General features: G+C 71.0%; 15 protein-coding genes. 5 read left to right on the plus strand and 10 right to left on the minus strand.

Annotated elements, in window-relative coordinates:
* Positions 1 to 7: 7 nt before the first annotated feature.
* On the minus strand, positions 8 to 1,105 hold the full coding sequence (locus AC0KXF_RS03080) for a histidinol-phosphate transaminase (protein ID WP_473107793.1): 1,098 nt from the start codon (positions 1,103 to 1,105) through the stop codon (positions 8 to 10).
* 52 nt (positions 1,106 to 1,157) lie between these two features.
* Entirely contained in the window at positions 1,158 to 1,571 is a 414-nt protein-coding gene (locus AC0KXF_RS03085) for a hypothetical protein (protein ID WP_473107794.1), read from the minus strand.
* A 262-nt stretch (positions 1,572 to 1,833) separates the two neighbouring features.
* Here AC0KXF_RS03085 and lexA point away from each other — a divergent pair, with 262 nt between their 5' ends.
* From lexA to lipA, 3 genes are all read left to right on the plus strand, one after another.
* Positions 1,834 to 2,493, plus strand: coding sequence for a transcriptional repressor LexA (gene lexA, locus AC0KXF_RS03090; protein ID WP_473107795.1), 660 nt, complete (start codon positions 1,834 to 1,836; stop codon positions 2,491 to 2,493).
* Between the two features lie 92 nt (positions 2,494 to 2,585).
* On the plus strand, positions 2,586 to 3,287 hold the full coding sequence (gene lipB, locus AC0KXF_RS03095; protein ID WP_473107796.1) for a lipoyl(octanoyl) transferase LipB: 702 nt from the start codon (positions 2,586 to 2,588) through the stop codon (positions 3,285 to 3,287).
* Positions 3,288 to 3,442: 155 nt separating this feature from the next.
* Positions 3,443 to 4,411, plus strand: coding sequence for a lipoyl synthase (gene lipA, locus AC0KXF_RS03100; protein WP_473107895.1), 969 nt, complete (start codon positions 3,443 to 3,445; stop codon positions 4,409 to 4,411).
* Between the two features lie 244 nt (positions 4,412 to 4,655).
* Here the strand turns inward: lipA and AC0KXF_RS03105 are convergent, their stop codons facing one another.
* From AC0KXF_RS03105 to metE, 3 genes are read right to left on the minus strand one after another with little or no spacing between them, the layout of a single operon-like run.
* Positions 4,656 to 5,561: a methylenetetrahydrofolate reductase gene (locus AC0KXF_RS03105; RefSeq protein ID WP_473107797.1), complete on the minus strand. Its 906-nt coding sequence runs from the start codon at positions 5,559 to 5,561 to the stop codon at positions 4,656 to 4,658.
* Complete coding sequence (locus AC0KXF_RS03110) at positions 5,558 to 6,817, minus strand: uroporphyrinogen decarboxylase/cobalamine-independent methonine synthase family protein (RefSeq protein ID WP_473107798.1); 1,260 nt, start codon at positions 6,815 to 6,817, stop codon at positions 5,558 to 5,560. Before AC0KXF_RS03110 ends, AC0KXF_RS03105 begins: the two co-directional genes overlap by 4 nt.
* A complete protein-coding gene (metE, locus tag AC0KXF_RS03115) occupies positions 6,814 to 9,150 on the minus strand; it encodes a 5-methyltetrahydropteroyltriglutamate--homocysteine S-methyltransferase (RefSeq protein ID WP_473107799.1) in 2,337 nt (778 codons plus the stop codon). The genes AC0KXF_RS03110 and metE overlap by 4 nt, the downstream gene beginning before the upstream one ends.
* A gap of 258 nt (positions 9,151 to 9,408) precedes the next feature.
* On the opposite strand from metE, the gene AC0KXF_RS03120 reads away from it, so the two are divergent.
* Positions 9,409 to 10,812, plus strand: coding sequence for an aspartate aminotransferase family protein (locus AC0KXF_RS03120; protein ID WP_473107800.1), 1,404 nt, complete (start codon positions 9,409 to 9,411; stop codon positions 10,810 to 10,812).
* A gap of 88 nt (positions 10,813 to 10,900) precedes the next feature.
* On the opposite strand, the gene hflX is transcribed toward AC0KXF_RS03120, so the two are convergent.
* The 4 genes from hflX to AC0KXF_RS03140 all read right to left on the minus strand — a co-directional run bounded on the left by hflX (position 10,901) and on the right by AC0KXF_RS03140 (position 17,506).
* Entirely contained in the window at positions 10,901 to 12,535 is a 1,635-nt protein-coding gene (gene hflX, locus AC0KXF_RS03125) for a GTPase HflX (protein ID WP_473107801.1), read from the minus strand.
* Positions 12,532 to 15,147, minus strand: a complete 2,616-nt coding sequence (locus AC0KXF_RS03130; protein ID WP_473107802.1) for a transglutaminaseTgpA domain-containing protein — start codon at positions 15,145 to 15,147, stop codon at positions 12,532 to 12,534. The genes hflX and AC0KXF_RS03130 overlap by 4 nt, the downstream gene beginning before the upstream one ends.
* Positions 15,144 to 16,385 (minus strand): DUF58 domain-containing protein, encoded by a 1,242-nt coding sequence (locus tag AC0KXF_RS03135; RefSeq protein ID WP_473107803.1) that lies wholly within the window; start codon positions 16,383 to 16,385, stop codon positions 15,144 to 15,146. Before AC0KXF_RS03135 ends, AC0KXF_RS03130 begins: the two co-directional genes overlap by 4 nt.
* Before the next feature lie 68 nt (positions 16,386 to 16,453).
* Positions 16,454 to 17,506, minus strand: a complete 1,053-nt coding sequence (locus AC0KXF_RS03140; RefSeq protein WP_473107804.1) for an AAA family ATPase — start codon at positions 17,504 to 17,506, stop codon at positions 16,454 to 16,456.
* Positions 17,507 to 17,639: 133 nt separating this feature from the next.
* Between AC0KXF_RS03140 and AC0KXF_RS03145 the strand changes: the two genes are divergently transcribed.
* Positions 17,640 to 18,245 (plus strand): class I SAM-dependent methyltransferase, encoded by a 606-nt coding sequence (locus AC0KXF_RS03145; RefSeq protein ID WP_473107805.1) that lies wholly within the window; start codon positions 17,640 to 17,642, stop codon positions 18,243 to 18,245.
* A 41-nt stretch (positions 18,246 to 18,286) separates the two neighbouring features.
* On the opposite strand, the gene AC0KXF_RS03150 is transcribed toward AC0KXF_RS03145, so the two are convergent.
* Positions 18,287 to 18,937, minus strand: a complete 651-nt coding sequence (locus tag AC0KXF_RS03150; RefSeq protein WP_473107806.1) for a TetR/AcrR family transcriptional regulator — start codon at positions 18,935 to 18,937, stop codon at positions 18,287 to 18,289.
* Positions 18,938 to 18,981: the final 44 nt, after the last annotated feature.

Raw genomic sequence — 18,981 nt, forward strand, 5'->3', positions numbered from 1 at the left:
CTCGATTCTATCGGGCATCCGAGCGGGCGTTTTCGGGGGTGAGGGCCGCGATCGCCTCGATGACGGTCGTGGTCTCGGCCTCGGTGCCCGCTGTGATGCGCAGATGCCCGTCGATGCCGAGGTTGCGGATCAGGATGCCCTGCGCGCGCAGGGTCTCGAACACGCCGTCCGGATCGGAGAACCCGCCGACGAGCAGGAAGTTCGCGCCCGAGGGGTGCACCCTGTATCCGAGTCCTTCGAGTGCCGCGGCGAGCCGATCGCGCTGCTCACGGATATCGGCGACCGTCGCGAGCATCTCGGCGGAATGGCGGATCGCCGCGGTCGCGGCGGCCTGCGTGAGCGCGGACAGGTGATAGGGCAGCCGCACGAGCCTGAGAGCGTCGATCACGGCGGGATCCGCCGCGAGGTACCCGAGGCGCACGCCCGCGAAGGCGAACGCCTTGCTCATGGTGCGCGATACGAGCAGGCGCGGGCGCCCCGGTAGTAGGGAGACCGCGCTCTCCCGTTCGGCGTCGAACTCGTGATACGCCTCGTCGACGATGAGGATACCGTCGAACGCGTCATAAGCGGCGAGGATCACCTCGCGATCGAGCGGGGTGCCCGTGGGGTTGTTGGGGCCGCACAGGATGGCGATATCCGGGCGATGCTCGCGCAGCGCCTCCTGGACCAGGTCGGGGGTGAGAGCGTAATCGGCCGGGCGCGGGACCGCGACCCACTCGGTGTCAGTGCCGGAGGCGAGCAGCGGGTACATGGAGTAGGTGGGAGTGAAGCTCAGCAGCGAACGACCCGGTCCGCCGAAGGCCTGCAGAATCTGCTGCAACACCTCGTTCGAGCCGTTCGCAGCCCACAACTGGTCGGGGGTGAGCCCGTGCCCGAGGTATCCGGCGAGCGCCTCGCGCAGTTCGGCGAACTCCCGATCGGGATAACGATTCACCCCGCGCACCGCATTCGCGAGGGACTCCACGATGTCGGCGACCACGTTCTCGGGAATCGGATGCGTGTTCTCGTTGACGTTCAGGCTCACCGGAACGGGATCCTGGGGCGCCCCGTAGGGCACCTTGCCGACGAGATTAGCGCGGAGAGGAAGGTCGCTCAGACTGGTCACCGAACCATTCTAGAGCCGCAGGACCGGGGGCCGTGGACGCCCCTCCCGCACCTCAGGCCGCGAGTTCCTCGGACTGGAACACCGCCGGGCTGTCGGAATAGCGCAGCGGCACCGCGATCGCGTCGCCAGCCTCGATGCCGGAGCCATCGAGCTGATTGAGCTGCACGATCTCCGCGACCAGGTCTCGAGGATCGGCTTCGGGATCGAGCTCGGTCGCGAGCGACCACAGCGAAGCCCCGGGCTGCACCACGACATAGTGGAACTGCTGGTCGGAGCCCTGGCCCGCAGCGCCGACAGATGCAAGCGCCTGCGGAGCCGCGAAGGTCGCGATCAACGCCAGCAGCCCCGCGAGGAGCACTGTGGCGAGGAAACCGAAGACCACACGCCCGCGACGGGTCAGACGAAGCTTCGCGCCCGTCGTACGTGCCGGGTGACTCTCCTGCTGCAGAACCGCCTGTGCGCTCATGGTGGCTTCTCCGTTCTCTCCGATATTCGCGAGTATCACGTCGGCGCGAACATCTATTTCGAATATATCTTCGATAGATCAAGACCGCAAGCAGAGATTCGAATATATGTTTCGATCTTTTCCACGACACTCGAACACTTGTTTGGCAGTGTTCGAGCCCAGCGGCTAGGGTTTCGATCAACGGGATCACTGAACCAGCAACCACTGACATTCATGGATCCACCCACACCGACACCGCCCTCGGGCCTCGGAAAGGACTGCGATGAGCGACGCGCCCCCCGCCCGGAAGCCCCTGAGCGAGAAGCAGCAGGCGATCCTCGAGTGCATCGCCCGCTCCGTCGACACGCGGGGCTATCCGCCCAGCATGCGCGAGATCGGCGACGCCGTCGGCCTCTCGTCGCTCTCGAGCGTCACCCACCAACTCAGCCGCCTCGAGTTGGGCGGGTACATCCGGCGCGACCCGAACCGCCCCCGCGCGCTCGAGATCCTCGTCGAGCTCGCGAGCACGAGCGCCGCGATCGCGGAGGCTCCCGTTCAGCAGGTGGAGGAGGCGGCCTACGTTCCACTCGTCGGGCAGATCGCGGCCGGCGTCCCGATCACGGCGGATCAGCAGGTCGAGGAGATCGTGCCGCTCCCCCGCCAGCTCGTGGGCGACGGGCAGCTCTTCATGCTCCGGGTCATCGGAGACTCGATGATCGACGCGGCCATCTGCGACGGCGACTTCGTGGTGGTGCGACAGCAGCGCGAGGCGGAGAACGGCGACATCGTGGCGGCCATGCTCGATGGCGAGGCCACCGTGAAGGTCTTCAGGCGTCGCGACGGGCACACCTGGCTGCTCCCGCGCAACAGCGCGTTCGAACCCATCCTCGGCGACCACGCCGAGGTGCTCGGCCGCGTTGTCGCAGTCTTCCGCTCCGTATAAGGGGGGCGGGTCGACGACGGGCCGGGGCGCGACACCCCGGCCTTTTTCATCGCCTTTGATTTGTTGAACCGGGTACAACTAGTCTGGTCCCCATGGATTCCCTCCCGCTCTCCACCCTCGAGACCGACCCTCCGCCTGCCGTCTCCGCTGCCCCGCCCGCCGCCGTCATCGCGGGGTTCGCTCCGAAGACCGTGCCCTACGAGCGCGGCCTCGAACTGCAGCGCGCCGCCGCGGAAGCGGTCAGGCGGGGCGAGAATCGCGGTACGGTGCTGCTGCTCGAGCACACCGCGGTCTACACGGCCGGCCGGCGATCCGACCCCGACGAGTACCCGCACGACGGCACCCCCGTCGTGCCCGTCGACCGCGGCGGCAAGGTCACCTGGCACGGCCCGGGTCAGCTCGTCGTCTACCCCGTGGTGCGGTTGCGCGAACGCCTGGGCGTCGTCGATTTCGTGCGCGAGCTTGAACAGGTCATCATCGACGTCTCGGCGGGCTTCGGCGTCGCGGGAATCCGCGTACCGGGCCGCTCCGGGGTCTGGGCCGAGCGGAGCCCGGGCACGGTCGAGAAGTACGCGCAGATCGGGATCCACACGAGCGACGGGATCGTCACGCACGGCCTGGCCCTGAACTGCTGCAACGACCTCGCGCCGTTCGCGAACTTCGTCCCCTGCGGCATCACCGACGCCGGCGTCACCACGCTGAGCGTCCTCGCGGGCGGGCGCATCACCCCGGAGGAGGTGGCGCCGCGCCTCGCGGCCCGCCTCTCCACCAGCCTCGCGGAGGTCGCCGAATGAGCGCCGCCAACATCGGCAGGCCCCTCGCCGAGATCCTCGCGGAGCAGGAGGCGGCGGCCGAGCGGATCGCCGCCGGGCGCATCACCGCCGAGCACCCCTCCGCCGAGCAGAGCACCACCGCCGTGCCTCGCCCGGCCGATCCCGCGGGACGCAGGCTGCTGCGCATCGAGGCGCGCAACGCCGAGACGCCGATCGAGCAGAAACCCGAGTGGATCAAGACCCGCGCCCGCACCGGCCCCGAGTACACCGACGTGCGCTCGCTCGTGCAGCGCGAGGGCCTGCACACCGTGTGCCAGGAGGCCGGCTGCCCCAACATCTACGAGTGCTGGGAGGATCGCGAGGCGACCTTCCTCATCGGCGGCTCGATCTGCACCCGCCGCTGCGATTTCTGCATGATCACCTCGGGCAAGCCGCTGCCCCTCGACACCGACGAGCCGCGTCGCGTCGCCGAGTCGGTGCGCACGATGGGTCTGCGTTATGCCACGATCACCGGCGTCACCCGCGATGACCTGCCCGACACGGGCGCCTGGCTCTACGCCGAGACGATCCGCCAGATCCACGCGCTCAACCCCGGTGCCGGCGTCGAGTGCCTCGCCGACGACCTCGGCGGACGCCCCGAGGATCTTACGCAGGTGTTCGAGGCCGCGCCCGAGGTGTTCGCCCACAATCTCGAGACCGTGCCGCGCATCTTCAAGCGCATTCGCCCCGGGTTCCGATACGAGCGCTCGCTCGACGTGATCGCCCAGGCACGCGACGCCGGCATGATCACGAAGTCGAACCTGATTCTCGGTATGGGCGAGGATCGCCGCGAGATCACCGACACGATGCGCGAGCTGCGCGACGCCGGCTGCGACATCCTCACGCTCACGCAGTACCTGCGGCCCTCGAAGCTGCACCACCCGATCGATCGCTGGGTGCGGCCCGAGGAGTTCGTCGAGCTGAAGGCCGAGGCCGAGCAGATCGGCTTCGCGGGCGTGCTGGCGGGCCCGCTCGTGCGCTCCTCCTACCGGGCGGGGCGGCTCTGGGCTCAGACGATGGCGGCGAAGGGGCGCCCCGTTCCCGCCCACCTGCAGCACCTCGCGGAGCGCGCCGCCGCCGATGACGCCTTCCTCCAGGCGGTGTAGCGGACCCCGCCGGGTGCGAGCCGGAGCTCCTCGGCTCGGACTCCCCCGCTGATGTAGACCTCCTGCACCATTGTGGACCTCTCGCGCGGTACGAGAGGTCCACAATGGTGCAGGAGGCCTACAACGGTGCGCGCGTCGCGCCCGGCGCGACGCGGCGGCGCAAACGGCGCAGCGGCGCGAACGACGCGGGCGGCGGCAGAAACAGCGCAGCCGAGGACGGATCCCGCAGCAGGCGCGCCTGCCGTCAGGCGACCGGGTCGGGCGTGAGCAGCTCGAGCTGCCGCAGCACGGCGAGCACCTGCTCGTGCCGGTTGAAGGTGTAGAGATGCACCGAGGGCGCCCCGCCGGCGAGCAGCTCGCGGGCGAGCTCGACCGTGTGCTCGACCCCCAGTTCGGGCGCGTAGCCGCCGGCCTCCTCGAGCGCCCGCTCGAGACTCGCCGGCGCCGGCCGACCCGCCAGCGAGGCCACCTTGCGCAGCTGCGCGCTCGTCGAGACCGGCATCAGGCCGGGGAGGATCGGGATCCGCAGGCCCGCGCTGCGGGCGTTGCTCACGAACCCGAGGTACTCATCGGGCCGGAAGAACAGCTGCGTGATCGCGAACTGCGCCCCCGCCTCCTGCTTCGCGATGAGCCACTCGATGTCCTCCGCGCGAGACCGCGAGAGGGGGTGCCCGTTCGGATAGGCGGCTACTGCGGTGCGCCCGACACTCGTGAGGGGCGGGCGTTCGGCTCTCGCCTCGGCGATCAGGTCGACGAGTTCGAGCGATGACAGCGATCCACGTACGGCGGCGTCACCCTCGTCGAGGCCGCGCGGCGGATCCCCGCGCAGCGCCAGGAAGTCGTGCACGCCGGCGTCCATCACGCGATGAACGGTGTCGCGCACGGCATCGCGGGTCTCACCCACCGTGGTGAGGTGCGCGAGCGGCAGCGCGTCGGTGTGGTCGCGCAGGTAGCGCAGCAGGTCGAGCGACGCATCGCGGTTGGATCCGTTGGCGCCGTAGGTGACCGAGATGAAGTCGGGGCCGGCCGCGGAGAGGTGCTGCACGGCGTGCCCGAGAGCGAGCGCCGCGGCGCCGCTCCGCGCGGGGAAGACCTCGAACGAGAACCTCGCGCGCGTGGCGGCGCTGCCGACGAGCGGGAGCGGGCTCACGACGCGACCCCCGCGCTCGCGGCGATTCGAGCGGCTTCCACGCCGGCGACAGCACCGACACCCGCGGCACCCGCCGCATCCGTCACACCCGCGGCAGTTCCGGCGAGCGCTTCGGCCGCGAGCGCCGTGCCCCGCACCCGAGCGGCGATCTTCGCGAAGGCCACGTCGCGTGCGAAGTCTGGCGAGCCGTGACGCGGCTTCTCGTCGATCAGGTAGGGCGAGAAACCGCAGTCATCGGTGGATCCGAGCAGTTCGGGCGGCACGAAGCGTGCGGCGCGCACCAGCTGATCGCGGATCTGCTCGGCCGTCTCGAGCTTGGGGTTCGTCGGGTTCGTGACGCCGATGAGCATGCGCGGCGCGTCACCGGCGGAGGCTCTCCCCCGCAGTTGCGCGCCCACGAGGCGGGCCACCCGGTCCGGATCCTTCTCCCCCGCCGCCTGCACGAGGAAGTATCCGGCCTCGATCTGGAACAGCTCGGGAATCAGCTCGGCGTAGTCGACGTCCGCGCTGTGAGCCGAGTCGTTGTCGTTGCCGGGGCAGGTGTGCACACCGACGGCGGCGCGCTGCTCGGGCAGGAGGCGATCCAGCACCCGATTCATGAGGTCGATGAAACCGCCGAGCGCATCGGGCCCGGCCCAGGGGGCCCGCAGGTCACGGCGCAGCGCGAGCCGCCCCTCGGTGAAATCGATGGTGACCCGTGCGGCGCCCGCCGCGAAGCAGCGCTCGATGTCCTCGGCGCAGCCGTCGACCACGTCGTCCAGGAAATCCTCGCGCGAATACTCGCCGAGCCCACCCGTCGGCACCATGAGCGACAGCATCGACGGCGAGACGACCGCCTGCTTGAGCGGCAGATCGGTGAGCGCCCGCGCCGCGGCCACGTCGTCGGCGGCCCAGGCGCGGAAGCCGAACGGCGCCCTCGCGAGACTCGGGATCACCCGATGGTGCCCGTCGGCGAAGACCGCGAACACCGGCCCCTCGTCCACCCCGTCCGCGTCGGTGCCGAGGGGGTAACTCGCGAAGCTCTGCCGCCGCTGCTCGCCGTCCGTGATGATGGGCGAACCGGTCTCCGCGAGGCGTTCGAGCGTGTCGCGCACCGCGAGATCCTGCGCCGCCAGCAGCTCGGCCTGCGAGATCAGCCCTGCCTCGGCGTCGAGCACCGCCCGCTGCAGGCGCGCAGGCCGCGGCAGCGAGCCGACGGGCTCCGTGGGGAGCCCGTCGGTCGGCCACGGCTCGTGCCCGGTCGGCTGCAGGGTCACGCCGCGCCTTCGCGCACGGCCTTCGCGGCGAGCACGAGATTGGTGAGGCTCGCCACCGTCTCCTCGTAGCCGCGGGTCTTGAGACCGCAGTCGGGGTTGACCCAGAGCTGCTCGCCGGGGATGCGCCCCGCCGCGATGCGGATGAGCTCCGTCTGCTCCTCGACGCTCGGTACGCGCGGCGAGTGGATGTCGTAGACGCCCGGGCCGATGCCCCGCGAGTACCCGTGCTCGCCCAGCGGCTCGACCACGTCCATGCGGCTGCGGGCGGCCTCGATCGAGGTGACATCGGCGTCGAGGCCGTCGACGGCGTCGATGATCTCGCCGAACTCGGAGTAGCAGAGGTGGGTGTGGATCTGCACCTCGGGTGCGGCCCCGCTCGTCGCGAGACGGAATGCGCCTACGGACCAGTCGAGGTATGGCGCCTGGCGGTCGGCGTCGAGCGGCAGCAGCTCGCGCAGCGCCGGCTCGTCGACCTGCACGATCCTGATACCGGCCTCGACGAGGTCGTCGATCTCGTCGCGCAGGGCGAGAGCGACCTGGCCCGCCGTGTCGGCGAGCGGCTGATCGTCGCGCACGAACGACCACGCGAGGATCGTCACCGGGCCGGTCAGCATACCCTTGACCGGGCGATCGGTCAGCGACTGCGCGTACGCCGACCATGCGACCGTCATCGGAGCCGGGCGCGACACGTCGCCCCACAGGATCGAGGGCCGCGTGGCGCGCGTGCCGTAGGACTGCACCCATCCGTTCTCGGTGACGGCGAATCCGTCGAGCAGCTCGGCGAAGTACTGCACCATGTCGTTGCGCTCGGCCTCGCCGTGCACGAGCACGTCGAGGCCGATCCGCTCCTGCAGCCGGATGACCCGCTCGATCTCCTCCCTGAGGAACCCGTCGTAGGCCGCCTGGTCGATCTGCCCCCTGGTGAATGCGGAGCGCGCCTGGCGGATCTCGGTGGTCTGGGGGAAGGAACCGATCGTGGTCGTCGCGAGATTCGGGATCCCGAGCGCGTCCTGCGCCTCCCGGCGATCGGCCTCGGAGGCGCGACGGCGATCGGCTTCAGCGACCGCCGCGACACGATCCCGGATGCCGTCGACGCGCACGCCGGGAGCGGCCGCGCGATCCGCGAGCACACGCTCGGTCTCGGCCAGCTCGGCCTCGATCGCGGCGGTCCCCTCGGTGAGGCCACGGGCCAGGGTCGCGACCTGCTCGGTCTTCTGGTCGGCGAAGGCCAGCCACGATTTGAGGCGCGCATCGAGCTTCGACTCGTCCTCCACATCGTGCGGTACGTGCTGCAGGCTGTTCGAGGTGCCGATCACGGTGGCGATGCCGGCCCGCTGCAGGTTCTCGGCGAGCGCGAGCGCCGCGCGCAGATCGGTGCGCCAGATATTGCGGCCGTCGACGACGCCCGCGACGAGCTGCGTGTCCGCGAACGCTCGCGCGAGCTCGCCCGACCCCAGCGAGTCCTGCGGCAGCGAGCCTCGCACCAGGTCGGTCTGCACGGCCTCGACGGGAAGCGCCCCCAGGCGCACGAGCGCCCTCGACGCATCGCCGTAGGGAGCGGCGAGCAGGATCTGCGGGCGGTCGTCGGCCGCACCGAGCACGCCGTACGCGCGCTCGATCAGCGTCAGGATCTCCTCGCGCGGCACCGGGAGCGAATCCGAGACGAGCGCCGGCTCGTCGAGCTGCACCCATGGGGCGCCGGCGGCGGCGAGCGCCCCCAGCAGCGCGGTATAGGCCGCGAGCGCGTCGTCGAGACGGTCGATCGGCCTGAACCCCGCGCCGGCATCGTCGGAGGCCTTTGCGAGCAGCAGGTAGGTGACGGGGCCGACGAGCACGGGCCGCGACTCGACGCCCTGCTCCCGCGCCTCCTGGACCTGGGCGACGAGCGATGCGGCGTTCGCGGCGAACGGCGTGCGCTCATCGACCTCGGGCACGCTGTAGTGGTAGTTCGTATCGAACCACTTGGTCATCTCGAGCGGCTGGTGATCCTCGTCGCCCCGAGCCAGCGCGAAGTACACGTCGAGGTCGCTCGCACCGTCGCGCTGAGCGACGTCGGCGAATCGGGCCGGGATCGCGCCCAGTGCGAGTGTCGCGTCGAGCACCTGATCGTAGAAGCTGAAGCTCTCGGGCACGGCGCCGCCCTCGGCGGGCAGACCGAGCTCGACGAGCCGGGCTCGGGTCGCCGCACGGATCGCGCGGGCCGCCTCGAGGAGTTCGGCTTCGCTCGTGCCGCCCTTCCAGTAGGTTTCGATCGCGCGCTTGAGCTCACGGCGGCGGCCGAGGCGCGGGTACCCGAGGATCGTGGCGTCGGGCAGGTGCGTCGTTGCGGGCATGAGGTCCTCACGGGTGGGAATCGGGTGGGAATCGAGCCGGATCGGGTGGGACCCGGCAGGTGATCCACACGCTATCCCGCATCAGCGACATCGACCGCGGATGTTGCGCGATGTGAACTACGAAGTGTTACGGCGGGCGATCCGGATCCCGCCGCGGCGGGATCCGCACCGCGCCGTCTTGTTCGAAGCGCACGGGAGAGGTAATTTGAGCGAGGCGGCGTCGCCCGGCGTCCGCCCCTGCTGAAGAGGAGGACCCCTATGACCGACACCGCCCGATCCAACGCCCCGGGAACCCGGCGCGTCGTCCCCGCCGCTTCGAAGCCGGTCGATCAGGATCGCGTGCAGCGGCTGCTCGTAGCCGAGTGGGAGCGCTTCACCTCCTGGTCTCAGGCCTCGGGTGACCACAACAAGCGCGCTTCGAGTTCGCTGCCGCTGGGTGTGACGAGCTCCTTCCAGCACTGGGATCCGTACCCCATCACCGTCGAGACCGCCCGCGGCGCGTGGCTCACCGACGTGGGCGGCAACAAGCTGCTCGATCTCTCGATGGGCTTCGGCGCCGGCCTCGTCGGCCACCTCAACCCGCTCGTGGTCGAGGAGGTCACGAACGCCCTCAACAACATCGGCACGCTGTTCGTGACGCCGTCGCCGCAGGCCACCGACATGGCCGAGCGCTTCAAGAAGCGCTTCGACCTCGACATGCTGCGCTTCACCAACTCGGGTACCGAGTCGCTCATGTACGCGATCCGCACTGCGCGCGCCTACACCGGCCGCATGGGCATCGCGAAGATCGAGGGCGGCTACCACGGCGGCTACGACGCGCTGCAGGTCTCGGTGAAGCCGGCGCTCGAGGACATCGGCCCCGCCGACAACCCGATCCCCGAGGTGCCGGGCGACGCGGTCCCCGGCGATGTCTACGTCGTCGCCTACAACGACCTCGGCCAGCTCGAGCGCGCGTTCCGCGAGCACGGCGACGACATCGCCGCGTTCGTCGTCGAGCCCGTCATCGAGAACCTCGCGATCGTGCTGCCCGACGAGGGCTACCTCGAGGGCGTGCGCGCGCTGTGCGACGAGTACGGCGTCGTGCTTATCTTCGACGAGGTGAAGACCGGTCTCACCGCGGGTCACGGCGGCGCCGCGCAGCGCCTCGGCGTGAAGCCCGACCTCATCACGCTCGCGAAGTCGATCGGCGGCGGGCTGCCGCTCGCCGCGTTCGGCGGCAAGCAGGAGGTCATGGACGCCGTCGTCGACGGCCGCATGGCCCACTTCGGTACCTACAACGGCAACGCCCTCGTGATGGCAGCGGCGAACGCGGTGGATCAGCTCATCACCCCCGAGGCCAGCCAGGGCCTCGAGGATCTCAACAACCGCACCCTCGACGAGATGGATCGGATCATCGGCGAGTACGAGCTGCCGGCTCACACGGTCGGCCTCGGCGCAAAGGGCTGCGTCACCTGGGCGACCTCCCCCGTGCGCAACTACCGCGATTACAAGGCGACCGACTTCGGCGTCGCCGAGCTGTCGTGGCTCTGGGGCGTCAACCGCGGCGTACTCACCCCTCCCGGACTCGACGAGCAGTGGCTGGTGTCGCTCGCCCACACCGAGGACGACATGGGGATCCTCATCGAGGATTTCCGCTCCCTCGCGGAGTCGCTGCGCAAGTAGCGGATGCCGCAGGAGGCCGAGTGCCCCCCCCCCCCCCCCCGAGCTTGTCGAAGGGGGCGGGGCACTCGGCTGTCCTGGACGAAACCCCCTACGCCAGATACGGCTCGAGCTTCGACAGCATCTCGGCTGTCACGTACGCCCGCAGGCGCGTGCCCTGTTCGACGTACTCCGTCGACAGCACCCGGTTGCGCTCGTGCATCTCGGCGACCAGCTCACCCCGCTCGTAGGGTACGACGACCGTCACCTCACGATCCGGGATCGGCAGCGCGGCCGCGATCCTGGCGCGCAGCTCCTCGACCCCCTCACCGGTTCGGGCCGATACGAACACCGCGTCGGGGGCCAGGCCGTGCAGCACCAGCCGCTGGGACTCGTCGAGCAGGTCGGCCTTGTTGAACGCCACGATCTCGGAGATGCCCTGCGCTTCGACCTCGGCGATCACGTCGCGCACCGTGCGCAGCTGAGCCGCGGGATCGGGGTGCGAACCGTCGACCACGTGCAGGATCACATCGGCCTCGCCCACCTCCTCGAAGGTGGACCGGAAGGCCTCGACCAGCTGGTGCGGCAGATTGCGCACGAACCCCACGGTGTCGGCGTAGGTGAAGCTGCGTCCGTCCGCGGTCTCCGCGTGGCGCACCGCCGTGTCGAGCGTGGCGAAGAGCTGGTTCTGCACGAGCTCCTGCGTGCCGGTGAGCCGATTGAGCAGGCTCGACTTCCCCGCGTTCGTGTAGCCCGCGATCGCGACCGACGGCACCTCGCCGCGCTTGCGATTCGCGCGTTTCGCGTCGCGCGCAGGGGCGAAGCCCGCGATCTGCTTGCGCAGCTTCGACATGCGGGTGTGGATCTTACGGCGATCCAGCTCCATCTTCGTCTCGCCGGGGCCGCGGGATCCCATGCCGGCTCCCCCGGATCCCACCTGGCCGCCCGCCTGACGCGACATCGATTCGCCCCAGCCGCGCAGACGCGGCAGCAGGTACTCGAGCTGCGCGAGCTCGACCTGGGTCTTGCCCTCGCGGCTCTTCGCGTGCTGGCTGAAGATGTCGAGGATCACAGCGGTACGGTCGATCACTTTGACCTTCACCACGTCCTCGAGCGCACGGCGCTGCGAGGGGGCCAGCTCGGTGTCGGCCACGACGGTATCGGCGCCGACGGCGGCGACGAGCTCGGCGAGCTCCTGCGCCTTGCCCTTGCCGAGATAGGTCGCGGGGTCGGGGTTCGCGCGGCGCTGCAACAGCCCGTCGAGCACGCGCGCACCGGCGGTCTCGGCGAGCGCGGCGAGCTCGCGCAGGGAGTTCTCGGCCTCCTCGAGGCCGGTCTGACCCGAGCCGGAGTAGACCCCGATCAGCACGACGTTCTCGAGGCGCAGCTGGCGGTACTCGACCTCGGTGACATCCTCGAGCTCGGTCGAGAGGCCCACGACGCGCTTGAGCGACGCACGCTCCTCTCGTTCGAGACGGATCAGGTCGAAGTCGTCGGAGAGGCGATCATGCTCCTCGTCGCCGAGGGCCTGAGCACCGCTCAGGTCGCGGAACACGGCGGCTGATCCCGACCCGGAGGCGCGCGAGAGCACCCGGTCGAGCGGGTCGGCCGGGGTCGGATGAGCATCGGGACGGTCGGACGTTTCGGGGGCGTCGCCACGCGCGTCATCGCGCTGCTCGCCGCCATCGGTGCGGTGCTCGTCGGTTTCGTTCGTGAGTGCTGAGTCTTCAGTGAGGCGTTTCGTCATCTGGCCTCCAGTGTACGCGGATCGCGGCCGGGCGTGTCGGCCGTTCGCCCTGGGCGCATCGCGCGACGTGCCAGCGAGCGCGGCAGCAGCGCGGCCCGAACCCTCCCGCGCCGTCCCGCCCGAGACCGCAGCGCCCGCGTCGCCCGCGCCAGGTGCGCGCGCAACGCCGGCCCGCTCGCATCGCCCGGACTGGTCGAGTCGCCCGCATGATTCGACCCGATGGGCCCGGCCGGTTCCTCGGCAACGCCGGCGTAGCGCTCCGCGACCACCGCCTCCGCGAGTTTCCGGGCCGCCCGCTCCGCGTCTGCACCGGGATCCTCGCCGAAGGCCCCCGCCTCCGCGAGGTACTCGATGACGGCCTCCGGTGTGCGCGCCCGGGCCGACGATGTTCCCGGCGTATACAGCCCCAGATCCACGGCGGTGTCCATGAGCTCGGCCCAGGCCCTCGCGGCGGGCTCGTCTCCGCGCGCGATCCCCCGTAACCGCCCCCGTCTCCGCAGGGCGCGCACGAGCGGAGTCAGGCAGAGCAAGCCGACGAAGGTCGCGAACACCGCGAGCGGGATCCCGAGCCGAGAGACGGATCCGACTTGCGCGTCTCCCCGGTCGCGCGGGGTCGTGCGTAGGTCGGTCCCGGGGTCCTCGGGCGCGGGATCGGGCTCCTGCGTCGCGGGCGTCGTCTGCTCCGTCGCGGACGTGTCATCGTTGCCGGAGTCCGGGTCGGGATCCTCGCGGTACAGTTCACCGGTCTCGGCGCGATGGCCGGCGCCGCCCGGAGTGGGTTCGAACGCCGTCCATCCCTGACCCTCGAGGTAGACCTCGGGCCAGGCGTGCAGCTCGCGCGCCCGCACGGGAGTCCACCCGGTGTTCTGGGAGCGCGCGACGTATCCGACCGCGACCCGGGCCGGCAACCCGAGTGTTCGCGCCATCACGGCGTAGGTGGAGGCGAAGTGCACGCAGAAGCCCGCGCGCTGCGCGAGGAACGACTCCATCATCGAGTACGGATCGTCGGGATCGGCGCCGGGTTCGTAGGGCGCCTGCTCATCGTAGACGAACTCGCCCGAACGGAACCACCCCTCGAGCGCGCTGGCGGTCGCCCAGGCGGGCAGCGTCGCTTCACTCACAAGCATCCCGTTCGCGTTCGGGAGGATGACCTCGATCCCCTCGCCCGATTCCGAGAGGTACCTCATCGTGATCTCAGCCCCGGGAATGCCGCTGACGGTTCCGTCGGAGCCGACGACGTCGATCCCGCCCATCACCTCGGAGAGCTGGGCCAGAGAGGTCTCCGCCTGCCCGGCCACCTCCCCCGCCGCGGCGGAGAGGGCTGCGGGCAACTCCTCCGGCAGCGCGAGGTAGCGGTCGGGGTCGGCGAGTCCGGCCGGATCGACGCCCGGCGGGAAATACTGCCCGGTCTCGTCGACCGTCCCGTCGGCGAGCAGCACGCGGTACTCCTGATCCTGCCGGGTCAGTGCGGTCTCGGAGCGCGCGGTCGCGGTGCCCTCGCCCCAGATCCACTGCTCGGGATCGAAGGCTCCCCGCACCACCTCGACCCGGTCCGCCGTCGGCGGCAGCGGCAGCCAGGCGCTGCGGAGGCCCACGACGCGCACGTCCACCCCCGGCTCCCGGCCGAACGGCCATGCTCCCCGCTCCTCCTCCGCCCGCAGCGGGCTGCGGGAGACGCCGACCGACCGGCCCTCGGCATCCGGCTCATCCTCGGGCAGCCAGGTCCCTCGGCGGAAATCGGAGAGCACGGCGAGGGTGAAGCGCGACGGGTTGCCATAGCTGCCGGTGTACTCGAACGCGATCGCGTTGCTGCGCCGGCGGAGATCCTCAGCCAGCGCGATCGTCACGTCGGGCACCCCGGCTGCGACCGGCGAGGCCGAGATCGCGTCGGTGTTCCACACCCGATCCCGGCTCGGGGGAAGCACTGCGAGGAGACCCGCCGCGAGCGCGAGCGCGAGACCCGCCGCGGCGATCCCGCGCCACCGACCGACCCGCGTCGGAACCTCGGCCCACAGCATCAGGAGCAGCAGCAGGCCTGTGACGAGCAGCAGCGACGCGGGAACCCGTACCGACGTGATGAGCGCGGGCCCGAGCATCAGGAGGACCGGCACCAGGCCCGCTGCGAAGCCGCGCCCGAACCGCACGAGCAGCAGCGACGAGAGCAGCAGACCCAGCAGCCAGGCCACGAGCACCGCGTCGAGCAGCGGACCCTCGAGCGTCACCGGCGGCACTCCGCGAGCCATCGCCAGGGAGGTCTGCTGGGTGAGCGCACACGATTGCTCGAGCCAGGCGATCAGCCGCCCGTCGAGCGAGATCCACAGCGCGAGCAGGACGACCCCGACGATGGCGCCCGAAAGCCACGCGAGGGCGCGCCGCCCCGGAATCGCGCGCGCAAGCAGACCGGATGCCAGCAGCGCCCCGGCCGCGGTGATCAGCGCCCGCAGCGTCCAGGGCGTACCGACGAAGAGCTCGCGCAGCTCGATCAGCGCAACCGTCCACAGGACGAACAGCAGCGCGGAGGCGAGCAGCGGTCGACTGGCCGTAGAAGGGGCGGCAGCCGCAGAAGTGGATGGGATCGGGCCCCGGGCGCCGACGGGTTCGCGGGGGCTCATCGTGCGTACTCCGGCGCGGGTATCTGCACGCGGACGACCGTCCATCCGCTCGGGATCGCGGTGCGGGATTCGGGATCGATGGTCCCCGGCGGCTCCGCTGTTCCCGGAGAATCCGTCGCGACCGATGAAGCCGCCGCGGTCGAGGCCACCGAGATGACCGTTCCAGCCGCCGAGCGGGCGGCGAGGGCGGCCACGTTCGGCGTGATCCGGCCCGTGATGATCACCGACGCGGGAACCGCGAGCGGTCGCGTCCGGTGCGCGGGAGCCGACGCCGTCTCGCCGTTCGCCCGCTCCGCGAGAGCCAGCACGCGCAGCGCGGCCCCCCGCGCAGCGGCGGCGCGCTCGACGACCGGCGCGCCCCCACGCGTGCCCGCGCCCGCGGCCGCGCCCGGCCGTACCGTGTACAGAGCGGTCGACGACCTCGCCGCGCCGTGATCACCGCCGCGCAGCACGAGCGTCGCTGCGAGCGACACCGCGTGCTCGAACTCGGCGTCTCCCCGGTACGCCGCAGAGTCGAGCACCAGAACGATCGCGAGCGCCTCACCGCCGCCCTGCTCGGGCACGCTCACCAGCAGCCGGTCCTGGCGTGCGCTCTGCTTCCAGTGCACGCGACGCGGCGAATCCCCCGGCAGGTACTCACGCAATCGCCCGTCGGCGTCCCCCACGTCGTGGGGGCGATCGCCGATCGCCGCGGAGGCGCCGGCGAGGGCCGCACGCGCACTTTTCCCGCCGATCCCCGACGGCACCGACTCGGGCGGCAGCAGAGCCGGCAGTACGAGCAGCTCGGTTCGCGCCCGCAGCGGTACACGCAGTCGTGCCAGGCCCAGCGGATCCATCAGCGCCAGTTCAGCGGCCTCGATCACGAAGAGGCCACGTCGCGTCGCTCGCCATTCCGACACCACCCGCGACTCGCCCCGAGCGGGCAGTTCGACCGGCGTCACCCGTGAAGCCTCAGGGCCTCGCCACACCAGCTCGGCGCTCTGCCTGAACGGCAGCCGCTGCTGCAGCGCGGCAGTCACGGTCACCGCGTCGCCGACCATCGGCGCGACCGCGTCCACCTCGACCGTCGCCCGCATCCGACCGCGCCATCGGACGAGCAGCAGACTCAGCACGGAGACCAGCACCGCTGCGACGGCGAGCGCGGCGAGCGCCAGCAGATCCCGCAGCCTCACCGCCGCCCAGATACCGCAGACCGCGACGGCGAGCGCGAGCAGTCCGCCGCCGCGCGACGTGAGCAACAGCGGGACTGGAGGGCGCCGCACCGCCGCGCGACCGCGAGACGCGCGCTTCGACCGGGCCGCGACGTTCATCGCAGCCCGGGAACCTCGGTCCGCGCGACGATCGACTCGACCGCCCGATCCATCGAGGCCAGCGCCTCGGACGCCGAGCCGTGCAGATCTCCGGTGACGAGGCGGTGCGACAGCACGATCCTGGCCAGCGACGCGACGTCGTCGGGTGAGACGAACGCCCGCCCGCCCATCGCCGCCCGCGCACGCGCCATCGACGCCAGATGCAGGGACGCGCGCGGGCTCGCCCCGTGCGCGATGCCCGGATGCTCGCGGGTGGCGGCGACGATCGAGACGAGGTAGCGGGCGACCTCGGGCGCGAGATGCACCCGCGCCACGGCGGCGCGAGCGGACACCATCTGTTCGAGGGGCACCACCGCCTCGATCGCCGCGATCGGTCCGGCGCCCGGCCTCGACCCCGTAGCCGCCCCACCCGACTCGGCCGCTTCGCGCCGCTCCGGAGGTTCGCCCGACCCGCTGCCGCGCGGGCCTGCGCTCAGCAGGGACGCCTCGGCCTCGAGCGAGGGGTAGCCGAGCGAGATGCGCGTCATGAAGCGATCGCGCTGCGCCTCGGGCAGCGGGAAGGTGCCCTCCATGTCCTGCGGATTCTGCGTCGCGACCACCATGAACGGGTCGGGCAGCGGGTGCGAGGTGCCGTCGATCGTCACCCGCCCCTCGCCCATCGCCTCGAGCAGGGCCGACTGCGTTTTGGGGGTCGACCGGTTCACCTCGTCGGCCACCACCATGTTCGCGAAGATCGGGCCGGGGTGGAAACGGAACTCCTTCGCAGCCTGGTCGAAGACCGAGATACCCGTGACATCGGCCGGCAGCAGATCCGAGGTGAACTGGATGCGCGCCGACTGCGCGCCGAAGCTGCGGGCGAGCGCCGTCGCCAGGGTGGTCTTACCGACCCCCGGAACGTCCTCAATCAGCAGGTGCCCGCCGGCGAGCAGCGTCGCGACCGCCGCCTCGATCTCGACGGTTTTGCCCACGACCGCGCGCCCCACCTCGCCGACGATCCTCTGCGCGATCGCCGCGATCGCCGTCGCCTCTCGTGCTGTCGTCTGCGTCATCTCATCCGCCGTCCGCGTCGTCGCCGAACGGGGCGCGGGATCCCGCCCGCGGTGCGTGCGAGGGTGCGGCCCCTGCGAACCATGCTGCCATGAGTCGGGACGTGCTCACGAGCGCGCCTGGGATACTGGTCGGGTGACGCAGCACTATTTCTCAGAGATGCCCGCGGGCGAGTACCGCCCCCGCGAGATCGAGGCCGTACTCGGCGGATCCCCGCGCAGCGTCCTCACCGCCGGGGGCGTCTTCAGCCCGGAGCACCTCGACCGCGGCACCGAGGCGCTGCTGCGCAACCTGCCGAGTCTCGCAGAGGCACCGATCGGCCCGGTGCTCGACATCGGCTGCGGCTGGGGCCCGATCACGCTCGACGCCGCCCTCAGTGCGCCTGATCGAGAGGTCTGGGCGATCGACGTCAACGAGCGCTCTCGCGAGCTGACACGCTTGAACGCCTCACGGCTCGGGCTCGAGAACGTTCGGGTCGCCGCGCCCGACGAGGTGCCCGAGGAGGTGCGCTTCGCCGAGATCAGGTCGAATCCCCCGATCCGCGTGGGTAAGGAGACGCTGCACGGGATCCTGCGGCAGTGGCTGTCGCGCTTGGTGCCCGGCGGGGCCGCTTTCCTCGTGGTCGCGAAGCACCTGGGCGCCGACTCGCTGCAGCGCTGGATCGCGGCCGAGTTCGCCGAACTCGAGGTGTCGCGCGCAGGTCGGCACAAGGGATTCCACGTGATCGAGGCGCGGGCCTGATCCTCGTTCTCTTCGACGGGTTCGGGGAGCGCGGAACGGGATCAGGAAGCGAGGGCGGGCCGGAAGAGCGCCCGCCCGAGGAGCAGTGCCCGGCGCCGCAGCTCATCGGCGTCGGCGGGCACGAGGCCCGTGCCCATGTCGTACTCGTACCCGTCGAAGAACGCGAGATAGATGGCGATCGTGTCCTGCACCTCGCCAACCGGTTGCAGCTCACCACTGTCGATCCCGGCCTCGATCGCACCGCGCACGTACGCCTCCCACGACCGGTAGACGCGCTCGAGGTGCGGCCTGAGCTCTGGATGCCCGGAGACCGCCGCACCGAAGGCGATCCACATGAAGCTGTGCCCCTGCAGGTCATCGACCGAGCAGAGCCGGTCGACGAGCCCCTCGATCCGCTGCCACGCACCGAGATCCTCGGTGGTGTGCCGGGCGAACTCGGCGAGCAGCCGCTCGCTCAGGTGCCGGATCGCCTGCGCGAGAAGCTCGTCGCGGGTGTCGAAGTAGTGCTGGATCAGACCCACCGAAACGCCGGAGCGCTTACTGACCTCGCGCAGGCGCACCCCGTCGTAGCCGTGCACGGCGATGCACTCGGAGGCGGCGGTGAGGATCGTGCGGCGGCGCTCCTCGGCCACCGCGTCGAGCGGAGTCCGCTCGCCCGCCTCGGGGGCGTCTGCGAATACCGTCGCTGCCATGGGACACTCCTCACCGGACTTCATTGCGGCGCGCCGGCCGACAA

The organism is Leucobacter holotrichiae (genome assembly GCF_055791005.1).